This window comes from Pigmentiphaga litoralis (assembly GCF_014651835.1).
Taxonomy (GTDB): Bacteria; Pseudomonadota; Gammaproteobacteria; order Burkholderiales; family Burkholderiaceae_B; genus Pigmentiphaga; species Pigmentiphaga litoralis.
Window position 1 is genome coordinate 2,775,299 of the sequence record NZ_BMXQ01000001.1, and the last position, 25,996, is coordinate 2,801,294.

At 64.1% G+C, this 25,996-nt stretch carries 27 protein-coding genes; 22 read left to right on the forward strand and 5 right to left on the reverse strand.

The window, feature by feature from the left end:
• Positions 1 to 119 precede the first annotated feature (119 nt).
• Positions 120 to 644, forward strand: a complete 525-nt coding sequence (locus tag IE116_RS26225; protein WP_308428257.1) for an SPOR domain-containing protein — start codon at positions 120 to 122, stop codon at positions 642 to 644.
• Positions 645 to 751: 107 nt separating this feature from the next.
• On the opposite strand, the gene IE116_RS12580 is transcribed toward IE116_RS26225, so the two are convergent.
• From IE116_RS12580 to rsmI, 3 genes are all read right to left on the reverse strand, one after another.
• Positions 752 to 1,297, reverse strand: a complete 546-nt coding sequence (locus IE116_RS12580) for a methylated-DNA--[protein]-cysteine S-methyltransferase (protein ID WP_229828127.1) — start codon at positions 1,295 to 1,297, stop codon at positions 752 to 754.
• Positions 1,298 to 1,537: 240 nt separating this feature from the next.
• Positions 1,538 to 1,939 carry a hypothetical protein gene (locus tag IE116_RS12585; protein WP_189612896.1) on the reverse strand — a complete coding sequence of 134 codons (402 nt, stop codon included), beginning with the start codon at positions 1,937 to 1,939 and terminating at the stop codon, positions 1,538 to 1,540.
• Positions 1,940 to 2,089: 150 nt separating this feature from the next.
• On the reverse strand, positions 2,090 to 3,010 hold the full coding sequence (gene rsmI / locus IE116_RS12590) for a 16S rRNA (cytidine(1402)-2'-O)-methyltransferase (protein WP_189614601.1): 921 nt from the start codon (positions 3,008 to 3,010) through the stop codon (positions 2,090 to 2,092).
• 254 nt (positions 3,011 to 3,264) lie between these two features.
• On the opposite strand from rsmI, the gene IE116_RS12595 reads away from it, so the two are divergent.
• From IE116_RS12595 to IE116_RS12625, 7 genes are all read left to right on the forward strand, one after another.
• Positions 3,265 to 3,822: a YraN family protein gene (locus tag IE116_RS12595; RefSeq protein ID WP_189612897.1), complete on the forward strand. Its 558-nt coding sequence runs from the start codon at positions 3,265 to 3,267 to the stop codon at positions 3,820 to 3,822.
• A 90-nt stretch (positions 3,823 to 3,912) separates the two neighbouring features.
• Positions 3,913 to 4,503 (forward strand): phosphoheptose isomerase, encoded by a 591-nt coding sequence (locus IE116_RS12600; protein ID WP_189612899.1) that lies wholly within the window; start codon positions 3,913 to 3,915, stop codon positions 4,501 to 4,503.
• Complete coding sequence (locus IE116_RS12605) at positions 4,503 to 5,174, forward strand: BON domain-containing protein (protein WP_189612901.1); 672 nt, start codon at positions 4,503 to 4,505, stop codon at positions 5,172 to 5,174. The genes IE116_RS12600 and IE116_RS12605 overlap by 1 nt, the downstream gene beginning before the upstream one ends.
• Before the next feature lie 84 nt (positions 5,175 to 5,258).
• Positions 5,259 to 5,816 (forward strand): P-loop NTPase family protein, encoded by a 558-nt coding sequence (locus IE116_RS12610; protein WP_189612902.1) that lies wholly within the window; start codon positions 5,259 to 5,261, stop codon positions 5,814 to 5,816.
• Between the two features lie 69 nt (positions 5,817 to 5,885).
• Positions 5,886 to 6,248 carry a DUF2946 family protein gene (locus IE116_RS12615; protein ID WP_189612904.1) on the forward strand — a complete coding sequence of 121 codons (363 nt, stop codon included), beginning with the start codon at positions 5,886 to 5,888 and terminating at the stop codon, positions 6,246 to 6,248.
• 222 nt (positions 6,249 to 6,470) lie between these two features.
• Entirely contained in the window at positions 6,471 to 8,639 is a 2,169-nt protein-coding gene (locus tag IE116_RS12620) for a TonB-dependent receptor (RefSeq protein ID WP_229828128.1), read from the forward strand.
• Positions 8,640 to 8,650: 11 nt separating this feature from the next.
• On the forward strand, positions 8,651 to 10,414 hold the full coding sequence (locus IE116_RS12625) for a PepSY-associated transmembrane domain-containing protein (RefSeq protein WP_189612908.1): 1,764 nt from the start codon (positions 8,651 to 8,653) through the stop codon (positions 10,412 to 10,414).
• Between the two features lie 131 nt (positions 10,415 to 10,545).
• Here IE116_RS12625 and IE116_RS12630 read toward each other — a convergent pair whose 3' ends face one another.
• A complete protein-coding gene (locus IE116_RS12630) occupies positions 10,546 to 11,334 on the reverse strand; it encodes a DUF4197 domain-containing protein (RefSeq protein ID WP_229828129.1) in 789 nt (262 codons plus the stop codon).
• Between IE116_RS12630 and IE116_RS12635 the strand changes: the two genes are divergently transcribed.
• From IE116_RS12635 to IE116_RS12650, 4 genes are all read left to right on the forward strand, one after another.
• A complete protein-coding gene (locus tag IE116_RS12635) occupies positions 11,325 to 11,873 on the forward strand; it encodes a TlpA disulfide reductase family protein (protein ID WP_189612911.1) in 549 nt (182 codons plus the stop codon). The genes IE116_RS12630 and IE116_RS12635 overlap by 10 nt on opposite strands.
• Before the next feature lie 49 nt (positions 11,874 to 11,922).
• Positions 11,923 to 12,813, forward strand: a complete 891-nt coding sequence (gene kdoO / locus IE116_RS12640; RefSeq protein ID WP_189612913.1) for a Kdo hydroxylase KdoO — start codon at positions 11,923 to 11,925, stop codon at positions 12,811 to 12,813.
• Between the two features lie 41 nt (positions 12,814 to 12,854).
• Positions 12,855 to 13,826: a Bug family tripartite tricarboxylate transporter substrate binding protein gene (locus IE116_RS12645; protein ID WP_189612915.1), complete on the forward strand. Its 972-nt coding sequence runs from the start codon at positions 12,855 to 12,857 to the stop codon at positions 13,824 to 13,826.
• Positions 13,827 to 14,044: 218 nt separating this feature from the next.
• Positions 14,045 to 14,836: a phytanoyl-CoA dioxygenase family protein gene (locus IE116_RS12650; protein WP_189612917.1), complete on the forward strand. Its 792-nt coding sequence runs from the start codon at positions 14,045 to 14,047 to the stop codon at positions 14,834 to 14,836.
• Between the two features lie 51 nt (positions 14,837 to 14,887).
• On the opposite strand, the gene IE116_RS12655 is transcribed toward IE116_RS12650, so the two are convergent.
• Complete coding sequence (locus tag IE116_RS12655) at positions 14,888 to 15,790, reverse strand: LysR family transcriptional regulator (RefSeq protein WP_189612918.1); 903 nt, start codon at positions 15,788 to 15,790, stop codon at positions 14,888 to 14,890.
• Between the two features lie 99 nt (positions 15,791 to 15,889).
• Here IE116_RS12655 and IE116_RS12660 point away from each other — a divergent pair, with 99 nt between their 5' ends.
• The 10 genes from IE116_RS12660 (at position 15,890) to IE116_RS12705 (ending at position 25,981) form a co-directional block, all read left to right on the forward strand.
• Positions 15,890 to 17,017 (forward strand): muconate/chloromuconate family cycloisomerase, encoded by a 1,128-nt coding sequence (locus IE116_RS12660; protein ID WP_189612920.1) that lies wholly within the window; start codon positions 15,890 to 15,892, stop codon positions 17,015 to 17,017.
• An 11-nt stretch (positions 17,018 to 17,028) separates the two neighbouring features.
• On the forward strand, positions 17,029 to 17,307 hold the full coding sequence (catC, locus tag IE116_RS12665; RefSeq protein WP_189612922.1) for a muconolactone Delta-isomerase: 279 nt from the start codon (positions 17,029 to 17,031) through the stop codon (positions 17,305 to 17,307).
• A 41-nt stretch (positions 17,308 to 17,348) separates the two neighbouring features.
• The gene (locus IE116_RS12670; RefSeq protein WP_373303045.1) at positions 17,349 to 18,329 is read left to right on the forward strand and encodes a tripartite tricarboxylate transporter substrate binding protein; all 981 of its coding nucleotides are present in this window, start codon (positions 17,349 to 17,351) and stop codon (positions 18,327 to 18,329) included.
• Between the two features lie 161 nt (positions 18,330 to 18,490).
• Positions 18,491 to 19,324 carry an IclR family transcriptional regulator gene (locus IE116_RS12675; RefSeq protein WP_189612925.1) on the forward strand — a complete coding sequence of 278 codons (834 nt, stop codon included), beginning with the start codon at positions 18,491 to 18,493 and terminating at the stop codon, positions 19,322 to 19,324.
• Positions 19,325 to 19,328: 4 nt separating this feature from the next.
• Positions 19,329 to 20,405 (forward strand): 2,5-dihydroxypyridine 5,6-dioxygenase NicX family protein, encoded by a 1,077-nt coding sequence (locus IE116_RS12680; protein ID WP_229828130.1) that lies wholly within the window; start codon positions 19,329 to 19,331, stop codon positions 20,403 to 20,405.
• Positions 20,402 to 21,157, forward strand: a complete 756-nt coding sequence (locus IE116_RS12685; RefSeq protein ID WP_229828131.1) for an isochorismatase family protein — start codon at positions 20,402 to 20,404, stop codon at positions 21,155 to 21,157. Before IE116_RS12680 ends, IE116_RS12685 begins: the two co-directional genes overlap by 4 nt.
• Before the next feature lie 91 nt (positions 21,158 to 21,248).
• Positions 21,249 to 22,232 carry a Bug family tripartite tricarboxylate transporter substrate binding protein gene (locus tag IE116_RS12690; protein WP_189612927.1) on the forward strand — a complete coding sequence of 328 codons (984 nt, stop codon included), beginning with the start codon at positions 21,249 to 21,251 and terminating at the stop codon, positions 22,230 to 22,232.
• Positions 22,233 to 22,253: 21 nt separating this feature from the next.
• Positions 22,254 to 23,402, forward strand: coding sequence for an aromatic ring-hydroxylating oxygenase subunit alpha (locus IE116_RS12695; protein WP_189612929.1), 1,149 nt, complete (start codon positions 22,254 to 22,256; stop codon positions 23,400 to 23,402).
• Positions 23,403 to 23,432: 30 nt separating this feature from the next.
• Positions 23,433 to 25,181 carry an FAD-dependent oxidoreductase gene (locus tag IE116_RS12700; RefSeq protein ID WP_189612931.1) on the forward strand — a complete coding sequence of 583 codons (1,749 nt, stop codon included), beginning with the start codon at positions 23,433 to 23,435 and terminating at the stop codon, positions 25,179 to 25,181.
• A complete protein-coding gene (locus IE116_RS12705; RefSeq protein WP_189612933.1) occupies positions 25,178 to 25,981 on the forward strand; it encodes an alpha/beta fold hydrolase in 804 nt (267 codons plus the stop codon). The genes IE116_RS12700 and IE116_RS12705 overlap by 4 nt, the downstream gene beginning before the upstream one ends.
• Positions 25,982 to 25,996: the final 15 nt, after the last annotated feature.

The window sequence follows — 25,996 nt, forward strand, 5'->3', positions numbered from 1 at the left end:
CGGCGTCGTATGGTGCGTCGTCTGGTGCGTCGGGGGCCGCATCGTCGATGGCCGTGGCATCGAATTACACAGGCGTGGCAACCACGACGGGCACCGGTCCCGAGATCGATGCGATAGCCATGACCGTGCCTGTGGAGCAGACAGCGGGTGCATTGCCGGTACAGATCCTGGCACCTACGCCAGCGCTGCGGCCGGCGCCGCGTCCAAGTGCGACCGTGGCTGGGGCTGAAGGCGCCTGGACCGGAGCCGGGGCAGGGGCGGTCGTCAGTTCCGCTCCAGGTTCCGACTTGGCTGCTGCAGGCCCGGCCTCTGCTTCGACCGGAGGCTATGGCGCTGCGGCGCCTTCGTACCAGACATCCGCGCCAGTCACCGTGCCCTCCGCCTATCGGCCAACCCCCGTATCAGCCCCGCTAAGTTCTGGCATCTACCTGCAAGTCGGCGCCTTCAATGGCGAACGCAATGCAGAAGATCTTGTGAATCGGATCCGGTCCCGGGTGCCTGAGATCGAGTCCTTGCGCGTCATCAGTGGCGGCAGCCTGCATCGCGTGCAAGTGGGTCCGTACCCGGATCGTGAGGCCGCCATGGCTGCGGCGCAGCGTATGCAGGCGCGTGTGGACGTCACTCCGGTGATCGTTACGCGCTAGCGTTCAGGGCCTGTGACGGGTTCAGCGCGTTCAGCGTGTTATGCCAGCGTGGCTTCGTCCAGGATGATCAGCCTGGGATGGGCCAGCAGCGCCCGGAGATCGCCCGATCAGGGTTGCAGGCTGAACGGCATTGCTGTCTGCCTGCTGGATTGCTCCAACCGCAGCAGGAACTGCTTGCGCGGCAAGCCGCCCGCGTAACCTGTCAATGCGCCATCGCTGCCAATTACACGATGGCACGGAATCAACACTGAGATTGGATTGCGGCCGACGGCGCCTGCCACGGCACGTACCGCCGTCGGCGGGCAGCCAATTCGATGCGTCAACGCGGCATAGCTCTCGGTGTCGCCGTACGGAATGCCGAGCAGCCCCTGCCAGACGGTTTCCTGGAATGGCGTCCCGCTCGGGGACAGCACCGTCTTGAACGCCTCGCGCTCCCCTTCAAACCATGCCTGGATGTCTTCCTGCGCTTCCTTCAGAAAGGGATGATCGGGGGACGCTTCCCATGCCGGCGTCAACGCCGGCAAATACTTCTGCTCATCGACAAACCACGCGCCGGCAAGGCCTTCAGGCGCACGACCGCCTGCTTCCATTCTGTTTTTTCCTGCTGACGGGCTCGCGATGCGGGCGGAGGGCGCGCGCACGGCGATCCGCAAGGCGCCCAGCCGTGTCGGCATGTCCAGATAACGCCATGCCGTCGCCACGGCGGCGCGGGTCAGCGCAGGGTTGAGCGAGAGCATGGTGGCGTCAGACGTGGTTTGTGGCATTGGGTGGGTCGTAGGGTCCGGTGGGTCGTGGCGCCAGGTGGTTCGTGACATCGGGTGGGTTATGCCATCAAGTGGGTCGTCTATTAGGGAAAACCGATGATGTGAGTATTGCGGATGCGCCGCGCATTGTCATGGAGGAAGCTCCCCGTCGGCGTCGGCGCAAGCCTGACGTGACAACGACACGCAGCTCCAATCGTGCATCCGACGCGCGGCGCGCATGCTGGCAACACCAGTCCAGGCAGAACACGGCAGCCGCGCTAGCGTGCAAGCCGTACTTGGCGTGTCGGCATGCTTGGCGTGCTCAGGGTGCTTGGTGTGCTTGGTGTGCTTGGTGTGCTTGGTGTGCTTGCCGTGCTTGGTGTGCTTGCCGTGCTTGGTGTGCTTGCCGTGCTTGGTGTGCTTGCCGTGCTTGCCGTGCTTGCCGTGCTTGCCGTGCTTGCCGTGCTTGCCGTGCTTGCCGTGCTTGCCGTGCTTGCCGTGCTCGGCGCGGCGCGGCGCTCGCCTCGCGAAGCGCGTTGCCGGAGCATGCATTGGACTGGTTCTTTCGCTGCCTGGCAGCGTTGCCGGAGATTGACCCCCATGCATTCCACCGTTCACCCGCATCAAACGCATCCCGCCGCACCGGCCCTGAGCCCTGATGGGCGACCCAGGCTCGAACACAGCCGGGGCGCCGGGTCCAGGTTACTCGTCGTCGCTCTTGCCGTTCTTGATCGCCAGCGCGCGGGCGTACAGGGCGTCGCGGGGCAAACCGGTAATCCTGGCAGCCACCTTGGCGCAGTCGCGCACGCTCATGACTTCCAACAGGGCCTGGACCACCTCTTCGGTCCGGGCATCGAGCATGTCGCTTTCGGGCGCGGCCGCGGCGCCCACGATCAGCACGAACTCGCCCTGCGCACGCTGCGGGTGCGCGACCAGCCAATCCTGCGCGTCGGCCAGCGGCAGCGTCACGATCTCTTCAAATCGCTTGGTCAGTTCCCGTGCAATGGTCAAGGGCCGCTCGGGCCCGCAGACCGCCAGCAGGTCCGCCAGTGTGGCCGACAGGCGGTGCGGCGACTCGTACATGGCCACCGGCGCCTGCAGGCGGCACCATTCTTCGAGCCAGCGGCGGCGGGCCACCGTCTTGGGCGGCGGGAAGCCCGCGAACGCGAAGGCGGGATTTTCGTCCGTGGTCACGCCACTGGCCATGAGTGCTGCAATGACTGCACTGGGACCCGGCACGGGCACGACCGGATAGCCCGCCTCGCGCACCACGCGGACCACGCGCGCCCCCGGGTCGCTCACCCCGGGCGCGCCGGCGTCCGACACCAGCGCCACGCGCTCGCCCGCAGCCAGCCTGCCCACGATCGCTTCCGCGACCTGCGCTTCGTTGTGGCGATGCGCGGCGATCAGGGGCGTGCCGATGCCCCACGCGTCGAGCAGCGGCCGCGTCAGCCGGGTGTCTTCCGCCGCGATCACGTCGGCCTGCTGCAGACTGATCTGCGCGCGCAGGCTCAGGTCACCCAGGTTGCCGATGGGCGTCGCCACGACATACAACGCCGGCTTGGGCCAGAACTGCGTTGCAACGCGGTCCGCCATCCGCATCCAGGCATGAGACGGCGACATGGGCTGCGCGGCCGGGCCGGACTCGCTGCTGCGGGACTCGCTGCTGCGGGACTTGCTGCTGTCGGACTCGACGCTGCCGGCCCCATTGCTGCCGGACGGATTGCTGCCCGGTTCATTGTTGCGAGACTCAGTGCCGCCCGAGTCATCGCTGCCGGAATCGTTGACGCCGGGTTCGTTAATGCCAGATTCGTTTTCCATCCTGCGAGGATACCCGAGCGTCCGACCCCTTGGCTTCTTGGCAGGAGGATGATGGCATGAGCACCGACAAGACCCCGCCGCCGACGTTGACCGCACCACCCTCGCCCGACACATCCGCGTCGTCCGGCCCCGGCGTTCTTGCGCACCACGGGGACTTCGACACTGCCCGCGTCGCCCAGCGGCGCGCGCGGCGCCGGCGGCAACGCAAGGTGTCGATCAAGCGGCCCGATGACACCGACGCGCTGCCCGAGCTCAAGCGCTCGCCGACGCAGCGGGTGGGCGATGCCGCCGAAAACGAAGCGCTTCGTTTGCTCGAACGGGCCGGGCTCGTGCTGGTGGCGCGCAATCTGGCATGCCGGCAAGGCGAAATCGATCTGATCATGATGGACCGGGACACCCTGGTGTTCGTGGAGGTCCGGCATCGCGCGGCGTCCCGATTCGGCGGCGCCGCGGCCAGCGTGGGGCGGGCCAAGCAGCGCCGGGTCCAGCTGGCTGCGCAGTTCTTCCTGGTGTACCGGTGGAAAGGTCCGTTGCCGGCGTGCCGGTTCGATGTGGTCGCCCAGGACGCGCAAGGCCTGCATTGGCTCAGGGGCGCGTTCGGCGCAGTCGGATGACGACAGCGCGGCCCGTGGCCGGTTACAGTGGACACACTTTGGGCGCATCACGCCCGTTTCCGCCATCCGGCCACATGAGATAATCCGCGCATGGACCTTTCTGCCCGCATTTCCGCCCATTTTCGTGACGCCATCGCGCTCTTCGAACAGTCGCAAGACGTGCTGCCCGCACCAACGGCCGCCGCTGTGGACGCGTGTTTCCACACGCTGACCAACAACGGCAAGATCCTGGCGTGTGGCAACGGCGGTTCCGCTGCCGACGCCCAGCACTTCGTTGCGGAACTGGTCGGCCGTTTCGAGCGCGAACGCCTGCCCCTGGCGGCCATCGCGCTGAACACCGACACCTCCATCCTGACGGCGGTGGGGAACGACTTTGGCTTTGACCGGGTCTTCTCTCAGCAGGTGAACGCACTGGGCCAACCCGGCGACGTGCTGCTGGCGATCTCGACCAGTGGCAATTCGACCAACGTCATCCAGGCCATCGCTGCCGCTCAGTCACGTGAAATGCACGTGATCGCCTTGACCGGCAAGGGCGGCGGACAGATCGGCGCCATGCTGACCGAGACCGACGTCCACCTGTGCGTCCCTCACGACCGCACTTTGCGGATCCAGGAAGTCCACATCCTGCTGTTGCATGCCATATGCGACGGCATCGATGCCCAATTGCTCGGAGACATGTAATGCCGCACACCCCTCTGCTGACGCTCGCCCGCCCGATCGCGGTCGCCCTTGCCATCGCCACCGGCGCACTGGCCGTAGGCGGTTGCATTCCCATCATCATGGGCGGCGCGGTCATGGGCACGTTTGCAGCGACTGACCGCCGCACCATGGGCAACCAGGTCGAAGACCAGAGCATCGAACTCAAGGCCAGCAACCGCATCTCGGGCCGTTATGGCGACAAGGGTCACGTCGTCATCAACGCGTACAACCGCAAGGTGCTGCTAACCGGTGAAGTCCCGACCGACGCCAACAAGGCTGACGCCGAACTCCAGGCCTCCACGATCGAAAACGTGCGGTCGGTAGTCAACGAACTGCAGGTGGGCCCGCCCAGCTCGCTGACGACCCGGTCCAACGACACGCTGATCACCGGCAAGGTCAAGGCGTCGTTGATCGATGCCAAGGACCTGTTCGCCAATGCCTTCCTGATCAATACGCAGCGGGGCACGGTCTATCTGATGGGTCGCGTGACCGAACGCGAAGGCAAGCGCGCCGCGTCCATTGCCGCCGGCGTCAGCAGCGTGACCAAGGTCGTGAAGGTGTTCGACTACATCACCGAAGCCGAGCTGGCCGACCTGTCGAAGGTCAAGGCCGAGCAGGACGAAGCCGCCAAGAACGCGCCGGGCGCAAAGTAAGCCGCGCGGCAGCCACTGCCTGATGGAAGGCCCGCCCCGTTGCAGCACATGCTGCGCGGGGCGGGTTCGCTTTCGTTCTGAGCCATGACCGCATTTCCCTTTCGTCGGATCAATATCGTCGGCGCGCCCGGTTCTGGAACGTCGACGCTGGCTTGCGCCCTCGCGACTGCGATCGGCGGCCGCTTCATCGACGCGGATGATTTCTACTGGAAGCACACGGATCCGCCCTTCAAGGACAAAGTGGATGCAGCGACGCGCCTGTCGACCCTGCTTTTTGCCATGGAGGGGCCGGACGCCGGTTCCGGGTCAGGCTCTTTGCCTGCGGTCGTGGCCGGGTCCGTCTGCGGATGGGGCGAGCCGCTGGAAACGGCTTTGGACCTCGTCGTCTTCCTGTCGGTCCCGACGCCGTTGCGCATGCAACGGATCGAGGCCCGCGAGCGTGCACGCTTCGGACGTGCCGACCCGGCCTTCATGGCCTGGGCCGCCCAGTATGACGAGGGCGTGATGCCGGGGCGCAGCCGCGCACGGCATGAGGCCTGGCTTGGCCAATTGACCTGCCGCGTCATGCGGTTCGACGGCGATCAGCCTGTGCAGGATCGTGTCCAGGCGATCCTGCAGGCCGCCGCACGTCACGCCTGCTAACGACTGTCGCATCACTGTCGAGCGACGGTGGCTTGACGCTACGTACTTCGCCGGGGGATCATCCGGCCCATGCATGCCCTTCGGACCTTTCGCTTCCTGCACCTTACCGTGCTGCTCTGGTTCGCCATGACGCTGGGGGCAGCGATTGCGTCGCCGATCATCAAGCCGGCGCTGTTCGATGTGATCTGCTCGGGTTCGGGCGTGGTCAAGATCATCGTGCATGACCAGGATTCGTCGTCCGCTGGCGATGGTGACCGCATGGTCATGGATTGCCCGCTGTGCTTTGCGCCGGTCGGGCTGATGCCGACGCCGGTGCTGGTGGCGCAGACGTCCGATCCACTCGCTTACGTTCTCAAGTCCATTCCAGCGGCCCGTCTTGCGGCCGCCACCCTCGCCCCGCTTCCGGCGCGAGGGCCTCCCTCGCTTACCTGACCTCGATGCTCGTGCAGTCGTGAAGGATCTCCACGGTCCGATTCCGACTGCGTCTTTCTTGCCTCGTGTATCGCACCGCCGGCGCTGCCGTGCGGGCGATGACGCGTCCCGATCAGGTTTGCCATGTCCCGTTTGCGTTCCCCTGGCGCCGCGCCTGCGCGCCCATCCCGCCCGTCCGTTCCTTCCCGTCAGCCCACTGCCTTGCAGCCGACAGCACTCGCCATGGCCCTTGCCCTGCTTGGCGCCGCCGGTGTGCCTGGCGTCGTGCAGGCGCAGGCCGCAGAGACGTCCACCCCACCCGCGACGCTGTCCACAATTACGGTCGAAGCCGATGCGCCCGCGCCGGCAGGACTGGGTCAACTCAATCTGGACCGGCCTTCCGACACCGCCAGCCGCCTTGGCCTGACGCCGCGGGAAACACCGGCGTCCGTGACCGTTGTCGATCGGGAAGCCATCGAATTGCGGGGCGCGCTGGACACGCAGGAGATCCTTCGTGCTGTCCCGGGCATCACCGCGCACAGCGCGCCAGGCAGCATCGGTGTGAGCTATCGCGGCTTCAACAGCAGTTCGGTCAGCCAGTTGTTCAATGGCATCAACGTGCAGTACGGCATCGCGGCCCGACCCGTGGACAGCTGGATCTATGACCGGGTCGAAGTGATCGGCGGACCGTCGAGCTTTCTGTACGGCTCGGGCGCCGTGGGCGGATCGATCAATTACATCACCAAGCTGGCGCAGCGCGAGGACGTCGGCGACGCGCAGCTGCGGTTCGGCAGCCATGGCCTGAAAGAAGTCTCGTTCGGCCTGAACCGCCGCATTGCCGGGGATGGCGAAGGCGCCGTCAACCACTATGCCCGCGTCGACGTGAACCATCGCGACGCGAACAGCTGGACGGCCGGCACGGGAACGCGATCCACCCAGCTTGCTGCCTCCTTGCTGTCGGACTTTGGCCGAGGCCTGACCCACACGCTGGCGTACGAATACCAGGCCGAGCACGTGGACCGACCCTACTGGGGCACGCCGGTGCTGAACCCCGCGGCGGGGGAACTGACGATAGACAAAGGCACGCGCTTCAAGAACTACAACGCGGCCGACGGGCTGTATCAGCAGCGGGTGCAGTGGCTGCGGTCGATCACGGAATGGAAGGCGACTGACCGACTCAAGTTGACCAACACGTTCTACGTGTACGACGCGCTGCGCGATTACCGGAACGTGGAAACCTACCGCTATACGCCCGACAACCGCGCCATCCAGCGATCGGGCGCATTCCTGCAACGCCATGACCAGCAACTGATCGGCGACCGGATCGACGCCCTGTATCAGGGCACCCTGTTCGGGCGAAAAAGCGATTGGGCAGTTGGCGCCGACATCAGCACCAACCGGCACACCCGCTTTCCGAACAGCCTGGCCGGAACGGTCGATACCGTGGATCCGTACCAGTTCACGCCCGGTGATTTCTATCAGATCCCGGGGACATCCCCCGGCTTCAACCCCGACCGCGATGTGAAGATCAAGACGCTGGCGGTGTATCTCGAAAACCGCACTGCGTTGCTGCCCACCCTGAATCTTGTGACAGCCTTGCGGCATGAACGGATTGATCTGGACCTGACGAACCGGCGCGCCGTCACGGCCGCTGCACCGGCCAGCTTTGAGCGGTCCTACTCGCCGACCACGGGCCGCATCGGCCTGGTGTGGGACGTGACGCAGGACGCCAACCTGTACGTGCAATACGCGACCGCCGCCGATCCCCCGTCGGGAGTGTTGTCGACGGCATCGTTCGCGGACGTCATGAACAACAGCAAGCTCACCACCGGCAAACAGATCGAGATCGGCAGCAAGCTCGACTTCTGGGACCGCAAGGCCACGGCCACATTGGCCGCGTATCACATCAATCGCAAGAACATCGCGACGCAAGATCCGAACAACAGCGCATTGACACTGCCTGTGGGTGAACAGAGTTCGAAGGGGATCGAGGCGGCCCTGGCCTTGCGGCCGACTTCCCGGTGGGCCGTGCAGGGCAACGTGACCTTGGTCGACGCGACCTATGACACGTTTACGCAAGGCGGCGTGTCGCTGGCGGGCAAGACGCCCAACAACACGCCGTCCTTCGTGGCCAATGTGTGGACCTCGTATGCGTTTGCGCCGGCGTGGACCGGCATCGTGGGCGTGCGGCATGTCGGACGGGTCTATGCGGATGCCGCCAACACCGCTACGTGGTCGGCTTACACGCTGGTCGACGTGGGCGTCAGCTGGCAATTCAGCAAGGCCATGTCGCTCACGGGTCGCATCCGCAACCTGACGGACCGGGTGTACGCCGCCAACGCCGGCACCACCACTCAGGTCTACCTGGGTGCGCCACGCACCGCAGACCTGACGCTGCGCGCGTCGTTCTGAGGAGCGCCGCCATGCACCGCGCAAAACGCTGGCTGTTCCTGATCCACCGCTGGATGGGCATTACGGCGTGCCTGTTCTTTGCGATGTGGTTCGTATCGGGCGTCGTCATGATGTATGTCGGCTATCCCAAGCTGACGACGGCCGAGCGGCTGTCACACCTGCCGGCGCTGGATGCGAAGACGGCGCTGCTGGGTCCCGACGCCGCGTTGGCGGTGGCCGGGATACATGGGCCGCTGCGGGACCTGCGGCTGGCACGCGCGCGAGCCGGGCAGCCGGTGTACCTGGTCGAGCCGCAAGTTGCGGCGGGTGGAGCGGGCAGCGGTCACGGTGCGTCGCCTGGGGGCGGCACGATCGTGGTCGATGCGGTTACCGGCAAACGGCTGCCAGCCACGACGCAGGAGGACGCGCTGGCGAGCGCGGCGGCGTGGGCGGGCGTGGCAGGAGTTGCTGCAGCACCTGCGGAATCGGGTGCCGGTGTGCGCAGGGGTACGGCGGCGGCATTGGAGGGCAAAGATTCTGGTGCGGGTGCGGGTGCGGGTGCGGGTGCGGGTGCGGGTGCGGGTGCGGGTGCGGGCATCGTGTCATCGGCCGGCATACCTTCACCGCCCCTGACCTATGTCGCCAAAATCGACGAAGACGCGTTCTCTCACTCGCGTGGCCTCGACGCGCATCGTCCCTTGCACGTCGTCGACGTTGGCGACGCGCAGCGCACACGTCTCTACATCTCCGGCCGCACGGGCGAAGTCGTTCGCGACGCGCCGCGCACCGAACGCCTCTGGAATTACGCGGGCGCGTGGATCCACTGGCTCTACCCTTTCCGCGGCACCGTCTTTGATCCGTACTGGTCCGGCATCGTCAACACGCTGTCGGTACTGGGACTGGCCGTGGCGCTGACGGGCTCGGTCATCGGCATCCTGCGTTGGCGCTTCAGCCGGGTCTATCGCACGGGATCGCGCTCGCCCTATACCAGCCCGATGATGCGCTGGCATCACATCAGTGGCTTGCTGTTCGCGGCCATCACCCTCACGTGGATCTTCAGCGGATGGATGTCGATGAATCCATGGAAGATGTTCAGCGCCAGCGGACCGGCGTTGAATGGTGTCGCCATGCAGGGCGGACGCGTGCAGGCAGCTGCGGACGTCATCGCAGGTGACGCGGGGGGTGCGGGCGCACCGACAGGGTCCCACGGGTCCGGCACGTTCAGTGCGCCGATAGCCGACCTGCTGGCTGCCGCCGGCGGCTCGATCCGCGAGCTGCGTTGGTCTTATGCCATGGGCCAACCCGTTGTGCTGGCGCGTGCGGCGCTTGGCGCACCGCAAGTCCTCGACGCCAGGACGGCAACCGCAAGAAGCTTCGATGAAGCCGCCGTTTCCACTGCGGCGTCTCGGCTGATGACCGCGCCAGTGGCGAGCATCGACCGCCTTGTCGACTACGACACTTACTACTACGCCCGCGACGACCACACCATGACGGGCGGGACCGACAAGCCGCTGCCGATCCTGCGGGTCAGGTTCGACGATCCATCGCACACCTGGGTGCATATCGACCCTCGCACGGCCTCGGTCATCAGCCAGACCGATGACGCGCGCCGGCTCAGCCGGTGGCTGTTCGCGATGCTGCACAGCTGGGATTGGTTGCCGCTGCTGGATCGGCGTCCGCTGTGGGACACGCTGCTGATCCTGCTGAGCCTGGGCGGCGCGGCGCTGAGTGTGACAGGTGTGGTGATCGGCTGGCGGCGGCTGGGCCGCAAATTGAAGACCGCGCCGGCCGGCTGAGCGCGCGGAGCGCCGCCGGCGTTGCAGCGGCGAACCCGCCCGCCTTGCAGCACGGAACTCGCCCGCGTTGCAACACGGAGCCGGCACGCATTGCGCACGGAACTCGCGCGCGTCGCAGCGCGGAGCGCCGCTTACTTCACCGCGCCGAACACCTTCCTCAAGATCGCGCTGCCCGTCCCGATCGGGTCCGCGCGGATGCTGCGTTCCTGCTCGCCGATCATCAGGTAAAGCCCATCCAGCGCCTTGCGGGTGACGTACTGCTGCACGTTGGCGTCTTCCTTGCGGATCACGCCGAACTGCGCGGCCTGACCAGCGTACTGGTTGTACATCTGCGCCAACCCGAGCTTGTCGATCTCTTTCGACACGATCGGCAGGAAACGCTGCGCAAGCGGAGTCTGGGTCTTGCCCTTGAAGTAGGTCGTGACCGAGTCGTCGCCACCCGTCAGGATGCCCTTGGCGTCCTGCACCGTCATGGTCTGCACGGCGTTGACCAACAGGGGCCTGGCTTCCTGCACCGCCGATTCGGCCGCGCGATTCATGGCGACTTCGAGCTCTTCGGCCTGCTGGCCGCGGCCCATCATGCGCAGCACCGCCTGCGCCTTTTTCAGGCCTTCGGGCAGCGGTATGCGCACCTTGGCGTTGTCCAGGAAACCGCCGGGCTGACCGAGCAGGTTCACGGCGGTTTCCGACCCCTTGATCAGCGCTTCCTTCAGGCCGGCCGACGCTTCGGTGTTGGACAGGCCGGACACGCTGGCCGCCAGGACGCTGCGTGGCGACAGCAGGGCGCCACCGAGGACGACGAGGCCTATAATGCCAAGGATCTCCCGGCGACGCGTGTCGATGGCGTGCAGCACTATTGCGTCGTCCCCTTGCCGGGCCTGGCCAGACTCACTCACGTGCATGGACTGATATGTCTTCATTGTCTGCCTCTCAGGGCTATCCGGTAACGTTTCGCGCACAGCGCGGGGCGGCCAAGCTTATCGCGGTCGCCGCCGTAGCCGCAATCGCGGCTGCTGGCGCCTGGTTCGCCCTGGCGCCGTCGAGCAAGGCGCCCGAGACGACATTCACGTCGATCCAGGGCGAAAAATTCACGACCGAAAGCCTGCGCGGCAAGGTCGTGCTGGTCAATTTCTGGGCCACCAGCTGCGTCACATGCGTGAAAGAAATGCCGATGATGGTCGAGACCTACAAGAAGTATGCGCCCAAAGGCTATGACATGGTGGCGGTGGCGATGAGCTACGACCCGGCCAACTACGTGCTCAATTTTGCCGAGACGCGGCAACTGCCCTTCAAGGTCGCACTCGATCCGGTCGGCGACATCGCGCGCGCCTTCCAGGACGTCAAATTGACGCCCACGTCCTTCCTGATCGACAAGCAAGGCAACATCATCAAACGCTACCTTGGCGAACCCGACGAAGCCGAATTCCACGCAACGATCGAAAAGGCGCTGGCAGGGTGAGCGTTCGCGTCCCGACCCTGCCCTCGCCCCTTCCCGACTGTCTCTGCCCATGACCCGTTCCAGCCGCATTGTCCCCTTCGACCTTCAGGACTGGAATGCCGCCCCGCCCAGCCAGCCGGGCGCGTCGCCAATCGACGAGCTGGAGCGCGGCAAGGTGCTGTACTTCCCCAGGCTTGCGTTCACGCTCAGTCCGGCCGAACTGGCCTTGCTGGATCCGGCACTGGTCGATCCCAAACGCAAGAACATCAGCCTGAACGCCACGACCGGTGTATTGACCGGCGTGGTGGTGGACGATGCCCGCAAGGACGCGATTGCCGCGCTGGTCAAGCGCTACTACACGTCGACGCGCGCGCTGCTGTCGCACCTGGTGCCGGGCTATCTGGACAGCCTGCACAAGCCGACCACCAGTCTGCGCCTGCACCGTATCGGCACGTGGAAGCCGTCGTGGCGCAAGGACGATACGCGGCTGCATGTGGACGCGTTTCCGTCGCGGCCCACCGGCGAACAGCGGATCTTGCGGGTCTTCAACAACATCAATCCGCATGGCCAGTCGCGCCAGTGGCGGGTGGGCCAGGATTTCGATTCGCTGGCACAGCGCTTTGTGCCGGGCGCAACACCATTCCGGCCCGGTCTGGCCTGGCTGATGCACCGCCTGCACATCACCAAGACGCGCCGCAGCGCCTACGATCACCTGATGCTGCAGATGCATGACCGCATGAAGGCCGATGCCGACTACCAGGCCAATGGCGAGCAGGAATCCTTCGAGTTTCCGCCGGGCAGCACCTGGATCTGCTTTTCGGACCAGACGCCCCATGCCGCCATGACGGGCCAGTTCATGCTGGAACAGACCTACATGATGCCGCTGACGGCCATGGCCCACCCGGAGCTGTCGCCGCAACACGTGCTGGCGAGACAGGCCGGGATCGCGTCGCGAGTGTAAGTGCCTGCATCACAAGAATTTTCAACACCATCGGAGACACGATGACTTTCATCAAGACCCTGGCCACTGTCGGCCTGACGGTGGCCGCCCTTGGCGCAACCGCCTCCAGCTTCGCGCAAGCGTGGCCCACCAAACCCATTCGCCTGATCGTGCCCTATTCGGCCGGCGGCGGCGCCGACAATGCGGCGCGCATCCTGGCCCAGACCATGGGCAAGTCGCTGGGCGTGACAGTGGTGATCGACAACCGTCCGGGTGCAAGCGGCATGATCGGCGGCCAGGCCGTCGCGCAGGCCGACCCCGATGGCTACACCGTGCTGTATGACGCATCCACCTATGCGGTGAACCCCGTCTTGCGCAAGATGCCCTTCGACGCCGCGAAGGACCTCATCCCGGTGTCGCTGGCGGTCAGCGTGCCCAACATCCTGGTTGTGCCGCCCAAGGCGCCGTACAACACCTTCAAGGAATTCCTGGCATACGCGCAGAAGAATCCCGGCAAGGTCACGTACGCATCGTATGGCGCCGGCAGCCCGGCGCACCTGGTGGGCGAACTGCTCAAGAACCAGGGCAAGCTGGACATGCTGCACGTTCCGTACAAGGGCGGCGCCCCGGCATTGGCCGACGTGATGGGCGGACAGGTGGATGCCTACTTTGCGAACGCCGCATCGGGCTTGAGTTACGTCCAGTCGAACCGCCTCAAGGCGATTGCCGTGACGTCGGCCAAGCGGATGGCTGCGCTGCCGGACGTCACCACGATCCAGGAAAACGGCTTCAAGGACTTTGACGTGCTGGAGTGGAACGGCTTCTTCGTGCCCAAGGGCACGCCGGCCGCCGTGGTGGACCGCCTGGCCAAGGAAGTGAAGGCCGCCGTGACCGATACCGAGACGCGCGGCAAGCTCGAAAAGCTGGGCCTGGACCCGGTGGGCAGCACCCCTGCCGAATTTGCCAGCTTCATCCAGAAGGAAACGACGCGCTGGGGCGCGCTGGTAAAGAGCAACAACATTACGGTGGAATAACAGGCTTTCGCGACCGCGGTGGAGGCAGAAGGCATGCATCCATCGTGGTCCGCAGCCTGCGCATCGCGGCCCGCTTTGTCGGCCCTTTTTCTTGCCCGTTTTTGCGCCCGTTGCATGCCCATGAATCGGCGTGTTGCATGCCGCACGGCCGAGCTCTGACGACACGCTGCGATAGGCGTATCCTAGTCGGTTCTCCCTCGAATACCGAAGTACAGACCATGCGTTCCGAGTCTCTTGAAGATCAGGTAGCCACCCTTCGCCAGGAAGGGTTGGTGGTGGTGCGGAACATGCTCGATGCCGGCCAGGTGGCCGAGCTGCGGCGGCTTGCGCAGGCGGATCTCGACGCGCGCGTCGAACCGCTCGAACTTGAAGCGGACCTGGGCTACCCCGGTGCACCGGCCTCGCATGCGGATGAGGGAGGCGGCACCGTGCGCCGTCTGCTCGATGCCTGGTCGCGCCATGAGGCCTATCGCACCTGGGCGACCAGTGCCCCGATCCGCGAATGGATGCAGGCGTACTTCAACGGACCGGCGTGCATTTCCCTGGCGCATCACAACTGCGTGATGACCAAACACCCCCGTTATGGCAGTTTGACCGGTTGGCACCGTGACTTTCGCTACTGGGCGTTCGACCGTCCGGACATGGTGTCGGTGTGGGTCGCGCTGGGCCCCGAGCACAATGACAATGGCGGCCTGCACCTGGTGCCGCGCTCGCATATCGAAGTGATTGCGCCCGCACGCTTCGACAAAAAGATCTTTTTGCGGGATGACCTGGCCGATAACCAGGCATTGATCGCACGCGCGGTCGTACCCGAATTGAACGCGGGCGACATCATGTTCTTCCATAGCAATACGCTGCATGCAGCCGGCCGGAACCTGAGCGACCAGGTCAAGTTCTCAGCCGTATTCACCTACCATGCGGCCAGCAACCATCCGACTCCGGGCACGCGGTCGGCGGCCAGGGGCAGCGTGCCGCTGGGTGATGCCGCCGGGGTGATGCCGGTAAGGTAAGGCCACCGAGGTCATGCCGCTGCGGCGATCCGCTAACGCGACGAGCGCAATCTACCCCGCCTGCGCGGCCGCCAGCGTCTCCGCCAAAGCCACGGCCTGCTTCAGGAAAGGCGACCGGTCATCACGCCGATAACTGACAATTACGGGCGATGAAAACCCCGGGGTGATCAGCGGCGCATAGCCGATATCGTCGCGATGCAGCCGCCGCACCGACGCCGGAACTGCCGTCACCCCCAACCCTGCCGCGACCAGGCCGATTGCCGTCTGCAGTTCATTGGCTTCCTGAACAATATTCAAGGTATGGCCCGCCGCGCGAAACAGCGCGAGCACGTGGTCGGCGTAACTGGGGCGCGGCCGCGCCGGATACAGCACGAAGGGCAAGGGCGCCAGGTCTGCCGCCGTCACGCCTTCTTCCGCCTTGCGCAGCAGCAACGGATGCGCATGCGGGAACACCGCCACCAGCGGCTCCGCCATCAATACCGTCCGTTCAATGGCGGGGTCATCGAACAGGATCCGGCCAAAGCCGACATCGATCCGGCCTGCCTTCAGGGCGTCCATCTGCTGCAGCGTCGTCATTTCCGACAGGCCCACTTCCACCTGTGGATCGGCGCTGCGCACCCGGCGAATCAGCTCGGGCACGAAGCCGTACAGCGTCGACGGAACAAACCCGATCCCGAACCAGCGCCGCCCCTGCTGCCCGATGCGACGGGTGCCTTCGACCATTTCCTGGAAGCGCAGCGTCAGTTGCAGTGACTGTTCGAGCAGGAAGCGCCCGGCCTCGGTCAGCTTGAGCGCGCGTTCGGACCGGTCGAACAGCGCCACCCCAAGATCCTCTTCCAGGCTCTTGATCTGCCGGCTGAGCGGAGGCTGGGCCATATGCAGACGCGCCGCCGCCCGGGTCACGTTGAGTTCCTGGGCCACAGTCTGGAAATAGCGCAGTTGCCGGAGGTCCATTCGATACCTTCAGGGTATGGCAAACGACAAATATAGTCTTGGACGCGCCCAAGGTCACTACGCATACTTGGCCAGATCGACGCTTCCGATCAAAAAAGTATGGATTATCCTAACGTTGTCGCAGTAGAAACCTTCATTGTCGACCTGCCGACGATTCGCGCCCACCAGTTGGCGATGACCGTCATGAACACGCAGTCGATGGTGATCGTGCGCCTGCGTTGCTCGGACGGCATCGAAGGCATCGGCGAGGCCACCACCATCGGCGGCCTGAGCTACGGCGAGGAAAGCCCCGAAAGCATCAAGCTCAACATCGACACCTACCTGGCGCCGGCGCTGATCGGCCGTGACGCCACCAACATCCACGGCGCAATGGCGAGGCTGGCCTACACGGCGCGGGGCAACACCTTTGCCAAGTCCGCGCTGGAAACCGCGCTGCTGGACGCGCAAGGCAAGCGCCTGGGCGTACCGGTGTCCACCCTGCTGGGCGGCGCCGTGCGCGACCGCCTGCCGGTGCTGTGGACCCTGGCAAGCGGCGACACCCAGCGCGACATTGCCGAAGCCGAGTCCCTGCTGGCGTCCCGCCGCCACAACACCTTCAAGCTGAAGATCGGCCGCCGCGCCGTGGCCGACGACGTGGCCCATGTATGCGCCATCAAGCGCGCGCTGGGCGACCGCGCCCGCGTGACGGTGGACGTGAACCAGGCCTGGAACGAAGCCGAGGCGGCGGGCGCGATCGCCCAGCTCGAAGCCAACGGCGTGGACCTGATCGAGCAACCCCTGCCGCGTGCCCATCTTGCCGGCATGGCCCGCCTGGCGGCGCGCTTTGTCGTGCCGATCATGGCGGATGAAGCCGTGCACAGTCCGGAAGACGCGCTGGAAATCGCCCGGCTTGGCGCCGCCGATGTCCTGGCGCTGAAAATCGCCAAATCCGGCGGCCTGTACGGCCTGATTCGCACGGCAGCGGTGGGCGACGCCGCAGGCATGTCCTTGTACGGCGGCACCATGCTCGAAGGCAGCGTCGGGTCGATTGCATCGGCCCACGCGTTTGCCACCCTGCCCCGCCTGGCCTGGGGCACCGAACTGTTCGGCCCCCTGCTGCTGACCGACGACATCGTCGTCAACCGCCCCGAATTCCGCGATTTTGCATTGACCGTGCCCACCACACCCGGCCTGGGGCTCGAGCTGGACGACGACAAGCTCAAGCACTATCGCCGCAAAGGCACCTGAGGAGACCCACCATGATGTTCCTGGTCCGTATGGACGTGCGCATCCCGCACGATCTGCCCGCCGCCGATGTCGACGCCATCAAGCTGCGCGAAAAGAACTACTCGCAAGACCTGCAACGTTCGGGCAAATGGCAGGCGATCTATCGCGTGGTCGGCGAATACGCCAACTACAGCCTGTTCGATGTCGAGTCGAACGACGAACTGCACACCCTGCTGTCCGGCTTGCCGCTGTTCCCGTACATGGAAATCCACGTGACGCCCCTGGCGCAGCACCCTTCTTCCATTCGCTGAACCACAAGCTTTTACCTATAACGGAGACTGTTTTGACACTTCTGAACCCGTCGCGCCGAGTCCTCGGCGCGCTGGCGCTGACGGCGCTCGCCGCGGCCCTGGCCCCTACCGCCTTTGCGCAGACCTATCCCGACCGCCCGGTGCGCTGGGTCGTCCCCTTCCCGCCCGGCGGCGCCATGGACAACATTGCCCGCACCCTGGGCGAGACCATGGGCGCATCGCTTGGCCAATCCTTCGTGATCGAAAACCGTCCTGGCGCGGGTGGCAACATCGGCGCGAGCAGCGTGGCCCGCTCGGCGCCCGACGGCTACACCATCATGATCGTCGCCAACGGCATGGCGGTGAACCCGTTCTTGTACCGCAGCATGAACTATGACCCGATCGCCGACTTTGCGCCGATCTCGTTGCTGGCGGTGGTGCCGAACGTGCTGGTTACCAACCCGAAGCGCAACGACGTCAAGACCGTGGCAGAAGTCATCAGCAAGGCCAAGGCCGCGCCCGGCAAATACACTTACGCATCGGCCGGTGTTGGCACATCGATCCACCTGGCAGGCGAGCTGTTCGCATCCATGACCGGCACCAACCTGCTGCACATCCCGTACAAGGGCAGCGGCCCGGCCATTGCCGACATGCTCGGCGGCCAGGTCGACTACATGTTCGACAGCGTCACGTCGGCCAAGCCGCACATCGACGCCGGCAAGCTGACCGCGATTGCCGTCACCACCAGCAAGCGGTCCGCCGCCCTGCCCAACGTGCCGACGGTTGCTGAAGCGGGCGTGAAGAACTACGAACTGACCCCCTGGTTCGCCGCCTTCGCCCCGGCCGGCACGCCGCAGCCGATCATCGACAAGCTGAACGCGTCGATGCGCGAAGCGTTGAAAAACCCGAAGGTCCAGGCCACGCTGGCTTCGATCGGCGCCGAGCCGATCGGCGGATCGCCTGCCGAACTGAAGACGTATCTGGCGGAAGAGACCAAGAAGGGCAAGGCGTTGATCACCGAGCGGAATATCAAGGTGGATTGAACATGGCCTGAGCCGCGATCCTGACGCAGAACCATCTAGCCGCACCCTTTCAAGGTGCGGCTTTTTTTCGTCTGCACGTCTGCCGCAACACATAAAAACAGGTTGACACACAAGAACGTCACACGTAACGTATTCCTAAACATAAACGCTTGTTCACATATATGAACGATAAAACAAATAAGTCCTATCGGTCTGCGCAGGCCACTGCTGTCGCTCCCGGCCCCGACGCCGTTGACGCGGAGACTGCCCAGTCCTTGCCGGCCGCTGGCGTCAAAAGCGCATTGCGGGTGCTGACCGTTCTTGAATACTTCGCACGGACGTCGAAGCCGGCGACCCTTGCGCAACTGAGCAAACAACTCGAACTGCCAAAGTCGAGCTGCTTTGCGCTGTTGGAGACTCTGCGGCAGGCGGGCTACATGTACTGGTTGGGCAAGGACTCGGGCTACTACCCTACACGTCGCTGGCGCGACCTGGGCGAGCGCATCTCGAATCGTGATCCCATCCTGGCGCTAGCTGCGCCGGTTCTCGCGGACTTGTGCAGCCAGCTGGCGGAAACCGCCATCCTGGCCAAACGCGATGGCGTCGAAGTGTTGTACCTGGACGTGGCCGAGCCCACGCAAGTCCTGCGTTTCGCCGCCCATGCCGGTCAGCGCAAGCCGATACACAGCGCCGCCTCTGGTCGCGCCATGCTCGCGCTGATGGAACCCGCAACGCGCGAAGCCCTTATCCGTCAACTTGAATTGCAGCATTACTCGCCTGCGACCTTGGTCGATCCCAAGGCCATTGCTGAACAGGTGGAAATGGGAGCACGGCGCGGCTGGCATGTAGTTGTCGGCGAATACCGATCCGACACCACCGCCATTGCAGTCGGCTTTCGTTTCGGCGGCGAAGAATATGCGTTCGTCATCGGGGCGCCGATCCAACGGATTGCCGACCGGCATGACGAGATCGGCGCCCTGCTGCTGCAATACGCCAACGCGGTATCCGAGGACTGACATCGTGACTGTAGATCCCGCTCTGTTGAACGCCTGGACGCGCCTCCTCGACCTTTGCAAGCTGACTAAAGAAGAGCATGTCGTGCTGCTGACGGGTGCAGCGTCCTCATCTCTGCATATCGACGCGGCTCAACTGGCGCTGGCACTGCGGGGAGCGTCGTATCTCACCCTTGAGCCAGGCGCCGCACCGGCGGTTGCCGTGGCAGGCGAAAGCACGGCGCATTACGGTCCGTCCGCCATTGCCAACAACCGTCTGGCGCAACAGACGCTCAAGGGCGCGGACCTGATTGTTGACCTTATGGGCATGTATCGCGGCGCCGAGCAGGACGAAATCCTGGCCGCGGGCTGCCGCATCATCCTGGTCAAAGAACCGCCCGACGTCATGATGCGCCTGATGACGAACGCCGATGACAAACGGCGGGTGCTGGCGGCCAACTCGGTATTGAGCCGCGCGCACCGCATGCATGTGCGATCGGACGCCGGAACGGATCTGCACGTGACCTTGGGGCAATATCCCACGCTCGTTCAGTACGGTTATGCCGACGAACCTGGACGCTGGGACCATTGTCCCAGCGCGTTCATTGCACGCTGGCCCGACGAGGGGTCGGCCAACGGCGTCGTGGTTCTTGATAGTGGCGACACCATTCTGCCGTTCAAGGACTACGTTCGCACGCCCATCCGGCTCGAAATTCGCGATGGCTTTGTACGGCGCATCGAAGGCGGTCTGGACGCCCGCTACCTGCGCGACTACATCGCTTCGTTCAACGATCCGGATGGCTACGCGGTGTCGCATCTGGGATGGGGACTGCACGACCGGGCGACGTGGACCGCACTCGGCATGTACGACAAGCGACAGACCAATGCCATGGACGCGCGGTCCTACTACGGCAACTTCATGTTCTCGACCGGACCGAACGCCGAGGCCGGCGGCAGCCGTCACACGCCTTGCCACCTCGACATCCCAATGTCGTCGTGCAGCATCTGGGTGGACGACGAGCCAATGGTCGATCACGGCAACGTCGTTCCCGCAAACCAACGCGTGGCAGGCTTTGCCGGGCACACCACCGAGGACCTGTCTTGACTCCGACTCCCCATTTGCTTCCCACCCTGACTGACAGCACATCGATGGATATGCCCTGGACCGGGGTCATTCCTGCTGCGGACGAGGCCCTTTATCGGCTTGCGGGTATGGGCACAGGCCAGGTTGCGATGAATATCAGGCGGCCGGCCTTGCTGATCATCGACATGCAATACCGGTCGTCGGGCGAAAAGCCGGCACGCATCGAAGACGCCATTCTTGAATATCCCACCAGCTGCGGGGAAGTCACGTGGCGCGCAGTGGCCCATGTCGCCCGCCTGATCGCGGTATTCAGGGCAGCCGGCTTTCCGATCGTCTATCCGCATGTCGCTCCTAAAGGCCGGCACAACGGCGGGCGCTTCGCCGACAAAATGCCCAACATCATGACGATTTCCGCACGCGGCTATGAGTTCATTGCCGACGTTGCTCCTGCCGACACAGACCTGGTCATTCCGAAGCATCACGCCAGTGCCTTCTTCGGTACCCCGTTGGCAAGCCACTTGATCGATTTTGGCGTCGATACGCTTTTCGTTGTTGGAGGCACCACCAGCGGATGCGTCCGCGCCACGACCGTGGACGCCTCTTCGCTTGGCTTCAAAGTCATCGTTCCCCACGAAGCCGTCTTTGACCGTTCACAAACATCGCATGCAGTGAACCTGTTCGACATGGCCGCCAAGTACGCGGACGTGGTTTCAGTCACCGAGGCCATTGCCCTGCTGGAGGGTAGAGGGAGACTTGCGCCGTCCGGCGTGTAAGACCGGAAGTCAGGCTGCGCAGATACGCCGACATGCCCCTGCTTTGAACCGATCGACTGTTCCTTTAACCCTGTCCAAAGGCTTGGAAATCATGTCCCTATCTCGCGTTTTGAAAGCATATTGCATCGTCGGCTGTGCTGCCTTCGGCGTACTGACAGGCTCGCACGCCGTCGGCCAGGAATACCCTGCGCGGCCCGTCCGGATGGTCGTTGCCTACGGCGCTGGCGGCGGCGCCGACGCGCTGGCCCGAACCGTCAGCGAGGCATTGACTCAACAAACCGGCCAGACCTTCGTGGTCGAAAATCGCCCCGGCGCTGGCGGCATTCCGGCCGCGGACATGGTTTCCAAAGCCACGCCCGATGGCTATACCGTCCTGCTCACCGACACTCAGTACGTCATCACCCCGGCGCTCTTCGCCAAGCTGCCATTCGATCCGCGCCATGATCTTGTCGGCGTCAGCCTGATGACGCGGGTGCCCTTCTTTTTCGCCGTGAAGACCTCGGCCGGCATCGACACCCTGCAGCAATTCATTGACCTCGCCAAGGCGAACCCTGGCAAATACAACTACGGGTCAGCCGGGATCGGCAGCTTGCATCACATTGCCATGGAGTCGTTCAAGACGGCGCTGAACTTGGACATCACACACGTTCCCTACAAGGGATCGGGTCAGTCCATCGTGGGGTTCATCGGTGGGGAGACCACCGTGACCGTCGCGTCGTTGCCCTCGATCCTGCCTTACATCAAACAAGGCACGGTAAAGCTGTTGGGCGTGACCTCGGCGCAGCGCTGGCCGCAAACGCCGGATGTTATCTCGATCGCCGAGTACGTTCCGAACTTCGACTTCACCACTGAGTTGGGCATCATGGCGACGCGCGGCACACCACCGGCCGCCATCGCAAAGTTGTCGAAAGAAATCGCGGTTGCACTCAAACGTCCCGAGGTCGTCGACCGAATCAATAACGTCATGGGTGCGGCCGTAGTAGGAAGCACTCCGGAAGCCTACACCAGCAACATTTCGCAGAATCTCGAGCGCTACGCGACCGCCGTCAAGGTGTCTGGCGCGAAGGTCCAGTAATTCCGTCCGATTGGAGCTGTCATGAACGCCCCCTTGTCCATCCCCCTGCTCGATCTTCGCGAGAAAGCGGCGCACGTCTACCGCGACCTGCCAGAGGCCAATCACGTGCCGGGCGAGTTCTACGCGTCGGCATCCATTGCCAAACTGGAAAAAGAGCGCATCTTTCTCGAAACATGGCTTTGCGTGGGCCGCAGCGAAGAGATCCCCCTGCCGGGCGACTACACCACCTGCCAGATCGCCGACGAATCTTTCGTGCTGGCACGCAACGAAGCAGGCGAGATCAACGCCTTCATGAACATGTGCGTGCATCGGGGCGTTGCCGTGGTGTCGGGCAAGGGCAACGCACAGGATTTCAGTTGTCCGTATCACGCGTGGCTCTACGACCTGAGCGGCAATCTGGTGACTGCGCCAAGGATGACGCAAACCAAGGCCGAGTTGAAGAACTGCAGGATGCGGCGCTTGAAGCTTGAAGTCTGGCGGGGATGGATCTTTGTCAGCTTCAATCCCGAGCCGATGTCCTTCGATGACTTCATCGCGCCCTACGAAACAGAGCTTTGGTGGTTCCAGACCGACCAATGCCGGATAGCCGACAAGATGGTGATTGAAGTCGACTGCAACTGGAAGCTGCTTGTTGAAAACTTGGTGGACGTCTATCACGTGCCGGTGCTCCACAAGGGAACGTTCGGCGGCTTCGTCAAAAAGAACAAGGCCGACACCTTCGACGTGCGACTGCTGCCGCGCGGCGGCTGGGCCTACGAGCAAAAGGCGCGTCCCCATTCCAGCACAGGCGCGCGCACCTTCCCGATGCTGCCCTGGCTCAAGGGCATGTCCGAAGATACTTCCTGCCGCGCAGGCATCTACCCGAACCTGAGCTTGTCGATGCGATCCGACAGCCTGCGCATGTGGCAGGTGTGGCCGATCTCGGCGTCCAAGTGTGTGCTCCACGTCTACCTGATGTTCCCGCATGAAGCCTTCGATCAGCCGGACTTTTCGGCGAACCTTGAGGAATACAAAGGCTTCATCACTGATCTGGTCGCAGAAGACGCTTCGATGGTCGTGTCGCTACAGCATGCGATGCAATCGCCGTTCTACGAGCCGGGCCCCATGTCGCATCTCGAAGCCGCGATCCAGCACATCATGAAAAAATATCTCGACGTCGTGACGGCCTGAACCGCCGTACAGGCAAGGAGCAAGAACACCATGGCTCACACCATCGAAACATCCGTACTGATTGTGGGCGCGGGTCCGGCCGGATTGGCTCTGGCGCTTGACCTGGGTTGGCGAGGCATCGACTGCATCGTTATCGATCAGCAAGACGAGATCAGTACACTGCCGCGCGCCGCGGGACTGACATGGCGCACGATGGAATTCTGCCGCCGCTGGGGCATTGCCGACCGCGTCTATCACGCGGGGTTTCCGCGCGACTACCGGATGGACATCGTCTATTGCACGAGCCTGACTGGCCACGAACTTGAGCGTGAACAGTACGAGCCGCTGGGCGGCCGGGCCGCGCCGCCGTTTTCGCCGCAGGATCGGGAGCGGTGCCCACAATTGCTGTTCGATCCGCTGCTCGAAAAGGCGGCACTCGAACATCCGAGCGTATCCATCCGTCGATTGCATCGCCTCGAAAGCTTTGAAGAAACGGACGGCGGCGTCATTGCGTACGTCCGGAACCTGAAGCAGAACCACGCGCACGACTTTACGGGCGACCGTCCCGAGACGCTCGGCATCGGCAGGCCAGAAACGATCGATGACACCATGACCGTGATCCACGCAGACTATATGGTGGCCTGCGACGGCGTCGATAGCAGTGTTCGCAATGCGCTGGGCATCGGTCTCGACGGTACTCCCTTGCTCAACTATACGATCAGCCTCCTGATCCATTCGCCATGGCTGCAGCGTCATCATGATATGGGCGAAGGTGAGCGCTACATGCTGGTGGGTCCTACCGGCATCTGGGGAAACCTGACGGTCGTTGATGGTCGCAACGAGTGGCGCCTGTCGCTGACGGGCTCTGCGCAGAAAATCGACCTGGAAAATACCGATACGTCTGCAATCGTGCGACGGTGTCTGGGTCGCGACGATATCCCGTTCGAGGTCAAGGCGTTGTCGCCATGGCGCCGCCGCGAAGTTGTCGCATCGCAGCTTCGCCACGGTCGGATTTTCATCGCAGGTGACGCCGCCCATGCCATGTCGCCAACCGGCGGATTTGGCATGAACACCTCGCTGCAAGACGTTGTCGACCTTGGCTGGAAACTGGAAGCCGTATTGACCGGCTGGGGTGGCGAGCATTTGCTCGACACCTATGATCTGGAACGTCGGCCCGTGGGTAAGTGGTTCGTCAGCGCGGCAACCAGCCTTTTTCGGCCATGGCTGCTCAAGTTGGACTATTCGAAGATCCTCGATTCGACGCCCGACGGCGAAGCGACTCGGTGCGAAGTCGGCAAGACGCTGAAAGAAGTCATGCTGCCGGAGTGGGAGATCGCCGGCACCGCGATGGGCTATCGCTATGAGGACTCACCCATCTGCGTGCCCGACGGGACGCCCCCTCCGGATGCAGACCCCGTCAACTATGTCCAGACGTCGCGGCCAGGGTCACGCGCCCCCCATGCCTGGCTCGGCGATGGCCGGTCCACGCTTGATCTGTTCGGTCGAGGCTTCGTGCTGTTGCGCTTCGGCGGCGCCGATCTGGATGTGTCTCGGCTGGAAGCCGCCGCCACTAGGAGGGGGATGCCGCTGCACGTGGTCGACATTGCAGATGACACGATTGCGGCGCTTTACGAACGTCGGTTGACGCTTGTCCGGCCCGATGGCCATAGCGCATGGCGGGGCGACTCACTGCCCGAGGACCCGCAAGCACTCATCGACGTCGTGCGTGGCGCTCGTCGGCCGAGAACCCACTCGGTTTCGGCCGTTGACACCGACCAGACCGCGCTGGCGCCTTTATGAGTCGCCTTCGCTACGGTGCGCACGTGCATGCCAACGGCATCCGGCAGCACTATTTGCGTTTCGGCGACGGTCCGCCGTTGATTGTCATTCCTGGAATCACCAGCCCAGCCGCCACCTGGGCGTTTGTGGGCGAGCGCCTGGGCGCGTCGTTCGACACGTATGTGCTCGACGTTCGAGGCAGGGGACTCTCTGAAGCCGGACCTGGCCTGAGCTATTCCCTGGATACCTACGCCGACGACGTCAAGGCGTTTGCCGCCGCGCTGAACCTGGACAGCTTCTATCTGATCGGCCATTCGATGGGCGGACGGATTGCTGCGCGGACCGCACATCGTGGCGGTTCGATCCAGCGCATGGTCCTGGCGGATCCGCCCTTGAGCGGGCCGGGTCGGCGACCGTATGTGCTGGGGCTGTCTTTCTATCTGGATACCCTGCGCAAAGCCCAGGCCGGATTGCTAAGTGCCGAACAGGTCCGCCTGAGTTACCCAAGGTGGAGCGACGCACAGTGCCAGACCCGCGCCGAGTGGCTGCACACGTGCGACATCACGGCGATCACAGAGACGCACCGAGGTTTCCAGGAAGACGACATCCATGGCGATATCGCGGCGCTGGCGATGCCTACTCTGCTCATGGTGGCCGGCATCGGGAACGTGATCACCCCCGACGAACTTGCCGAGGTCCAAGGCCTTCAACCGGAGCTGGCGGTGGCGCACTTGCCTCAAGCCAGTCACATGATTCCCTTCGATGACCTGGAACGATTTGCGCATGTGACCGAAGGCTTCCTTTTGCAGGAAGCGTCCTGACGCCGATAGTTGGCG

What these genes read in the sequence shown, in the direction of transcription:
- IE116_RS26225 (WP_308428257.1), top strand. Translation starts at nt 120, where the DNA reads ATGACCGTGCCTGTGGAGCAGACAGCGGGTGCATTGCCGGTACAGATC.
- IE116_RS12585 (WP_189612896.1), bottom strand. Translation starts at nt 1,939, where the DNA reads ATGCATGCTCCGGCAACGCGCTTCGCGAGGCGAGCGCCGCGCCGCGCC.
- rsmI (WP_189614601.1), bottom strand. Translation starts at nt 3,010, where the DNA reads ATGTCGCCGTCTCATGCCTGGATGCGGATGGCGGACCGCGTTGCAACG.
- IE116_RS12595 (WP_189612897.1), top strand. Translation starts at nt 3,265, where the DNA reads ATGAGCACCGACAAGACCCCGCCGCCGACGTTGACCGCACCACCCTCG.
- IE116_RS12600 (WP_189612899.1), top strand. Translation starts at nt 3,913, where the DNA reads ATGGACCTTTCTGCCCGCATTTCCGCCCATTTTCGTGACGCCATCGCG.
- IE116_RS12605 (WP_189612901.1), top strand. Translation starts at nt 4,503, where the DNA reads ATGCCGCACACCCCTCTGCTGACGCTCGCCCGCCCGATCGCGGTCGCC.
- IE116_RS12610 (WP_189612902.1), top strand. Translation starts at nt 5,259, where the DNA reads ATGACCGCATTTCCCTTTCGTCGGATCAATATCGTCGGCGCGCCCGGT.
- IE116_RS12615 (WP_189612904.1), top strand. Translation starts at nt 5,886, where the DNA reads ATGCATGCCCTTCGGACCTTTCGCTTCCTGCACCTTACCGTGCTGCTC.
- IE116_RS12620 (WP_229828128.1), top strand. Translation starts at nt 6,471, where the DNA reads ATGGCCCTTGCCCTGCTTGGCGCCGCCGGTGTGCCTGGCGTCGTGCAG.
- IE116_RS12625 (WP_189612908.1), top strand. Translation starts at nt 8,651, where the DNA reads ATGCACCGCGCAAAACGCTGGCTGTTCCTGATCCACCGCTGGATGGGC.
- IE116_RS12635 (WP_189612911.1), top strand. Translation starts at nt 11,325, where the DNA reads ATGTCTTCATTGTCTGCCTCTCAGGGCTATCCGGTAACGTTTCGCGCA.
- IE116_RS12630 (WP_229828129.1), bottom strand. Translation starts at nt 11,334, where the DNA reads ATGAAGACATATCAGTCCATGCACGTGAGTGAGTCTGGCCAGGCCCGG.
- kdoO (WP_189612913.1), top strand. Translation starts at nt 11,923, where the DNA reads ATGACCCGTTCCAGCCGCATTGTCCCCTTCGACCTTCAGGACTGGAAT.
- IE116_RS12645 (WP_189612915.1), top strand. Translation starts at nt 12,855, where the DNA reads ATGACTTTCATCAAGACCCTGGCCACTGTCGGCCTGACGGTGGCCGCC.
- IE116_RS12650 (WP_189612917.1), top strand. Translation starts at nt 14,045, where the DNA reads ATGCGTTCCGAGTCTCTTGAAGATCAGGTAGCCACCCTTCGCCAGGAA.
- IE116_RS12655 (WP_189612918.1), bottom strand. Translation starts at nt 15,790, where the DNA reads ATGGACCTCCGGCAACTGCGCTATTTCCAGACTGTGGCCCAGGAACTC.
- IE116_RS12660 (WP_189612920.1), top strand. Translation starts at nt 15,890, where the DNA reads ATGGATTATCCTAACGTTGTCGCAGTAGAAACCTTCATTGTCGACCTG.
- catC (WP_189612922.1), top strand. Translation starts at nt 17,029, where the DNA reads ATGATGTTCCTGGTCCGTATGGACGTGCGCATCCCGCACGATCTGCCC.
- IE116_RS12675 (WP_189612925.1), top strand. Translation starts at nt 18,491, where the DNA reads ATGAACGATAAAACAAATAAGTCCTATCGGTCTGCGCAGGCCACTGCT.
- IE116_RS12690 (WP_189612927.1), top strand. Translation starts at nt 21,249, where the DNA reads ATGTCCCTATCTCGCGTTTTGAAAGCATATTGCATCGTCGGCTGTGCT.
- IE116_RS12695 (WP_189612929.1), top strand. Translation starts at nt 22,254, where the DNA reads ATGAACGCCCCCTTGTCCATCCCCCTGCTCGATCTTCGCGAGAAAGCG.
- IE116_RS12700 (WP_189612931.1), top strand. Translation starts at nt 23,433, where the DNA reads ATGGCTCACACCATCGAAACATCCGTACTGATTGTGGGCGCGGGTCCG.
- IE116_RS12705 (WP_189612933.1), top strand. Translation starts at nt 25,178, where the DNA reads ATGAGTCGCCTTCGCTACGGTGCGCACGTGCATGCCAACGGCATCCGG.